Source organism: Aeromonas sp. QDB68 (assembly GCF_027707405.1).
Taxonomy (GTDB): domain Bacteria; phylum Pseudomonadota; class Gammaproteobacteria; order Enterobacterales; family Aeromonadaceae; genus Aeromonas; species Aeromonas caviae.
Window position 1 is genome coordinate 1 of sequence record NZ_JAPCIQ010000156.1, and the last position, 5,520, is coordinate 5,520.

The window sequence follows — 5,520 nt, forward strand, 5'->3', positions numbered from 1 at the left end:
TTCCATGATGGCCTCTCCTGAAAGAAAAACACCCTGTCAGCGTACCGCTCACAGGGTGGGGGTGACCATCTCATTAGGCCCGCATGTGCGGGCCTTTTGCATGGCATAAAGGGCGGGGCTATTCCCGCTCCTTGACGTAGGGGGTGCCGAGGGCCTTGGGGGCTACCGCCTTGCCGATGAAACCGGCCAGCAGGAAGACCGTCAGGATGTAGGGCAGCGCCTCGATGGCCTGCACCGGGATCGGGAAATCGCCGATGCTGACCCCTTGCAGCCGGATGGCGACCGCGTCGAGGAAGCCGAACAGCAGACAGGCCGCCATGGCGTTCCAGGGGCGCCACTTGCCGAACACCAGGGCCGCCAGCGCCATGAAGCCCTTGCCCGCGCTCATGTTGGGGATGAACTGGGCGGTCTGGGCCACCGCCAGATAGGTGCCCCCGATCCCCGCCAGCAGGCCGCCGATGATGAGGGCGGTGTAACGCATGCGCACCACAGAGATGCCTGCGGTGTCGACCGCCGCCGGAGCCTCGCCCACCGCCCGCAGCCGCAGGCCGAAGCGGGTGCGGAACAGCACCCACCAGGCCAGGGGCACGGCGGCGAAGGCCACGTACTCCAGCAGGGAGTGACCGCTCAAGAGCTCGCTGTAGAGCTGGCCGATGACGGGCACGTCATAGAGCTCCTTGGCATAGGGCAGGTCGATGGGGGCGAAGCGGGCCGCGCCGGAGAGCGCCGGGGTCTGGCCGCCCTGATCGAACCAGTAGCGCCCCAGGGTCACGGTGAGACCGGCCGCCAGGATGTTGATGGCCATGCCGCTCACCACCTGATCACCCCGGTGGGTGATGGTGGCGAAGCCGTGCAGCAGGGCGAACAGGATGGAGATCCCCACCCCGACCCCCAGCCCAATCCAGGCGGAACCGGTGACGGCGGCGGCCGCCGCACTGGCGAAGGCGGAGGCCAGCAGCTTGCCCTCCAGGGCGATGTTGACCACCCCGGAGCGTTCACAGAACATCCCGGCCATGGCCGCCAGGATGAGCGGAGGCGCGGTACGAATGGTCGCGTCCAGCATCAGGATCAGCATTTCGAACATGATCAGGCTCCTTTCACTTGGGCGGCCGGGCGGTTGGCAAAGGCCAGATAGGCCTGCTCGATGCGCGGGCGCAGCATGTGCTCCAGGGCGCCGCAGAACAGGATTACCAGACCCTGCAGCACCACGACGATGTTGCGGTCCACCCCGAACTCGAAGCTGAGCTCGGCGCCGCCCTGGTAGAGGAAGCCGAACAGCAGGCTGGCGATGATAACGCCGACCGGGTGGTTGCGGCCCATCAGGGCCACCGCGATGCCGGTGAAGCCGAAGCCTTCCACGAAGTTGAGCTTGATCTGGTGCAGCTCACCCTGCAGCACGTTGAGGGCGAAGAAGCCCGCCAGCATGCCGGAGATCACCATGGCCAGGATCACCACCTTGGGATAGGAGATGCCCGCGTAGGCGGAGGCACTCTGGCTGGCGCCGACCGAGCGGATCTCGTAGCCCCAGCGGGTATGCCAGATGAAGACCCACACCAGGGCCGCACAGATCAGCGCCCAGAAGAAGCTGATGTTGAGCGGGCTGTTCGGCACCGTCACGCCGACCGCCGCCAGCAGCTCGCTCATCTTCGGCAGCCAGCTCGCCATGGCGAACACCTTGCTCTCGGTGGCCATGGATCCTGGCGGCTTGAAGACGTCGACCAAGAGGTAGGCCATCAGGGAGGCGGCGATGAAGTTGAACATGATGGTGGTGATGACGATGTGGCTGCCCCGCTTGGCTTGCAGCCAGGCCGGGATGAAGGCCCAGGCCGCGCCGAACAGACCGCCGGCGATGATGGCGAGCGGCAGTAAGAGGGCGAACGGCAGCACGTCCCCGAGCAGCAGACAGACCAGACCGACCCCGAGGCCGCCGATATAGGCCTGCCCCTCACCGCCGATGTTGAACAGGCCGGCGTGGAAGGCCACCGCCACCGCCAGACCGGTGAAGATGAAACCGGTGGCGTAGTAGAGGGTGAAGCCTATCCCCTCGCCGGTGCCGAAGGCGCCGTACCACATGATTTCGGCTGCCTCGATGGGGCTGATGTCGAGGTAATAGAACAGGATGGCCGACACCAGGAAGGCCAGCAGGATATTGACTGCGGGCAGTACGCCCACGGATATCCAGGCAGGAACACGTGCTTGGCTCATGAATGGGCCTCCTTGATATCGTCGGGGACTGGTGTGTTGACCATCATCAGGCCGAATCCGTTACAAGTGGTTGTGACCTTCATGATGTGGCTCCTTGTGATTGGCTTGCCGCCACGTCGTCAGGAACTATGTTCGCCATCATCAGGCCGATGGTGCGTTCATCCGCCCTGGCGCCGTCCAGCTCGCCGACGATGCGGCCATCGGCGATGACCAGAATGCGGTCGGAGAGGCTCATGATCTCGTCCAGCTCCACCGACACCAGCAGCACCGCCTTGCCCTTGTCGCGCATGGCGATGATCTGCTGGTGGATGTACTCGATGGCGCCGATGTCGACGCCCCGGGTCGGCTGGCCGACCAGCAGCACATCCGGGTCCTGCTCCACTTCCCGGGCGATCACCAGCTTCTGCTGGTTGCCGCCGGAGAAGTTGGCGGTCTTGTGCTCCGGGCTCGGCGGGCGCACGTCCCACTTGTCCATCTTGGCCTGGCAATCCTGGCGGATCGCCTCCTTGTCCTGCAGCCAGCCCTTGTTGTACTGGGCACGGCGGTGATAGCCGAGGATGAAGGCCTCTTTCGCCTCGAAGCGGTTGATGAGCCCCATCTTGTGTCTGTCTTCCGGGATGTGGCCGAGGCCGAAGTTGCGCACCTGCTCCGGGTCGGCCGGGTGGCTCTGGCTTACCTCGTGGCGCTGCGCCCCGGCGATGGTGAAGCCGCCCTTGCTGGGCTTGAGGATGCCGCCGAGCATGCTGAGCAGCTCGGACTGGCCGTTGCCGGAGACCCCGGCGATGCCGACCACTTCCCCTGCCCGCACCTCGAAGCTGACGGATTTGACCCGTTCCACCCCGGCGTCATCGACGTAAGAGAGGCCCTCGACCTTGAGCTTGGCCTCGCCCGGCTGGGCGGTGCCCTTGTCGACCTTGAGGCGCACCTTGCGGCCCACCATCAGTTCGGCGAGCTGCTCCTTGTCGGTGTCTTTGGTGGCGACATGGGCCACCATCTCCCCCCGGCGCATGATGGAGACCTGATCCGTGATGGCCAGGATCTCCCGCAGCTTGTGGGTGATGAGGATGACGGTGGCGCCCTGATCCCGCAGCTTTTTCAGCACCTCGAACAGGTGATCCGCCTCTTGCGGGGTCAGTACCCCGGTGGGCTCGTCGAGGATCAGGATGCGGGCACCGCGATAGAGCGCCTTGAGGATCTCGACCCGCTGTTGCAGGCCCACCGGCAGATCCTCGACCTTCTCGTGCAGCGGCACCTCGAGACCATAGTCCCGTGCCAGCTCGCCCAGCAGCTTCTCGGCGGCCGCCAGGCTCTTGCCCAGGCGCCAGCCGTTCTCGGCCCCCAGGATGACGTTTTCCAATACGGTAAAGTTGTTCACCAGCATGAAGTGCTGGTGCACCATGCCCACGCCTGCGGCAATCGCATCTTGGGAGCCATGGGGTTTGAACGGATTCCCGTCGATCAGCATCTCGCCTCTGTCGGCGTGGTAGAAACCGTAAATGATGCTCATCAGGGTCGACTTGCCGGCGCCATTTTCGCCGACGATGCCGTGAATGCTGCCTTTACGAACCTGAAGGTCGATCTGCTTGTTGGCGTACACGTCGCCGAACCGCTTATCGATACCCCTTAATTCGATGGCATAGCGATCTGTCTGGTCCATGATGCAGTCCTTGCGGGTCATGAAGTAGAGACTAAAAACCGGCCCGTGCGGGCCGGTCATCACTGGTTGAGAGTCGTAGCAGGGACTCAGTACTTGCAGGAGTTGTCGCTCATGTAGTCGTGCACCTTGATTTTGCCGGCGATGATGTCGGCCTTGATGCTCTCGACCTTGGCTTTCATTTCCGGGGTGATCAGCTTGGCGTTGTTCTCGTCCAGCGCCCAGTCAACCCCGCCTTCGGCCAGACCCAGGGACTGGATGCCCGGCTTCCAGCTGCCCTTGGCGGCGTCATCCCAGCTCTTGTACGCGGCCAGACCCACGGACTTGACCATGGAGGTCAGCATGGTGCCCGGTTGCAGGTGGTTCTGGTTGGAATCCACACCGATGGCCAGCTTGCCTTCGTCCTTGGCAGCCTGATAGACACCGATCCCGGTGCCACCGGCGGCGGCATAGACCACATCGGCGCCCTTGGCGAACTGGGACTTGGCCAGTTCTGCACCCTTGGCCGGGTCGGCGAAGGCTGCCGGGGTGGAGCCGGTCATGTTCTGATAGACGTCGATCTTCGGATTGATGTACTTGGCGCCTTGCTCATAGCCGCACTGGAACTTGCGGATCAGCGGGATGTCCATGCCGCCCACGAAGCCGACCTTGCCGGTCTTGGAGGCGATGGCTGCCAGGGCACCCACCAGGAAGGAACCTTCATGCTCCTTGAAGATGAGGGACTGGACGTTCGGCTTGTCGACCACCATGTCGATGATGGTGAACTGGGTGTTCGGGAACTCGGTGGCGACTTTCTCTACTGCGGAACCCATGTTGAAGCCGACGGCGACGATGGGGCCGTTGCCACGGCTGGCCAGACGACGCAGGCCCTGCTCGCGCTGGGCTTCGTTCTGGGGTTCGAACTCCTTGACCTTGACGCCTTTGTCCTTGTTGTAGACTTCGACGCCGTTGCGGAACACGGCTTCGTTGAAGGACTTGTCGAATTTGCCTGCGGTGTCATAGATGACGGCGGGCTCGGAGGCTGCCTGGGCGGACAGGGCAGCGAGGGTGAGGGCGGCCACGGTGGCCAGCTTGAGCACTTTAGTCACGATCGTATCCTTGATTGTTATGTGAGGGTCCACAACCTGTCTTGGCAGGTCATAAAGCACGCTGGCTAACTGTAAGTGAGCCAGCCCGTTGGTCAAGGGGATCATAGAGGAAAAACGTTTGCGTTAACGGTTTGAAATATAAGCAAATTGCCTTATAAGTGTTTGTTTTATGGTGTTTTTGCAGAATTAAATTCCGGGATTAATAGGGCTCGATCGACATTTGTGTTTGGATTCATGACGTTAGGCGCAACCGTTTTCCTCCCCTGATGAAAAAACTGGCTTCCATCGGCACCAGCCCTGCGGCCTCATCGACGCCATGTTGGCGGGCGGGCTGGCTGAGCGCCAGGAGGTCCGCCCGAGGTGTGACAGCCCAAGATGGATGGCTTTTTCCCCTCCCAGGGTCGTCGTCTGTGGCCGTTTTTCCTGCTCGCTCGGGGCCTGCGTGATGGCAAGCACACTCATATGGAAATGCATTGGTGTTTGTCATATGGATACGCTAAATAACTGATCCCAATAGTGCTACACCTTCGCTGTGCCATAGCCATTCCCCGGGAAAGGAGACACGGTATCCAT

At 62.5% G+C, this 5,520-nt stretch carries 4 protein-coding genes; all 4 read right to left on the reverse strand.

Annotation, left to right across the window (positions count from 1 at the left end; translation table 11 throughout):
• Positions 1 to 118: 118 nt before the first annotated feature.
• The 4 genes from PG892_RS21400 to PG892_RS21415 all read right to left on the reverse strand — a co-directional run bounded on the left by PG892_RS21400 (position 119) and on the right by PG892_RS21415 (position 4,947).
• On the reverse strand, positions 119 to 1,084 hold the full coding sequence (locus PG892_RS21400; RefSeq protein ID WP_010672471.1) for an ABC transporter permease: 966 nt from the start codon (positions 1,082 to 1,084) through the stop codon (positions 119 to 121).
• A 2-nt stretch (positions 1,085 to 1,086) separates the two neighbouring features.
• Positions 1,087 to 2,205: an ABC transporter permease gene (locus tag PG892_RS21405; RefSeq protein WP_048209188.1), complete on the reverse strand. Its 1,119-nt coding sequence runs from the start codon at positions 2,203 to 2,205 to the stop codon at positions 1,087 to 1,089.
• A gap of 79 nt (positions 2,206 to 2,284) precedes the next feature.
• On the reverse strand, positions 2,285 to 3,862 hold the full coding sequence (locus tag PG892_RS21410; RefSeq protein ID WP_039039558.1) for an ABC transporter ATP-binding protein: 1,578 nt from the start codon (positions 3,860 to 3,862) through the stop codon (positions 2,285 to 2,287).
• Between the two features lie 86 nt (positions 3,863 to 3,948).
• Positions 3,949 to 4,947: a BMP family lipoprotein gene (locus PG892_RS21415; protein ID WP_041212138.1), complete on the reverse strand. Its 999-nt coding sequence runs from the start codon at positions 4,945 to 4,947 to the stop codon at positions 3,949 to 3,951.
• Positions 4,948 to 5,520 lie beyond the last annotated feature (573 nt).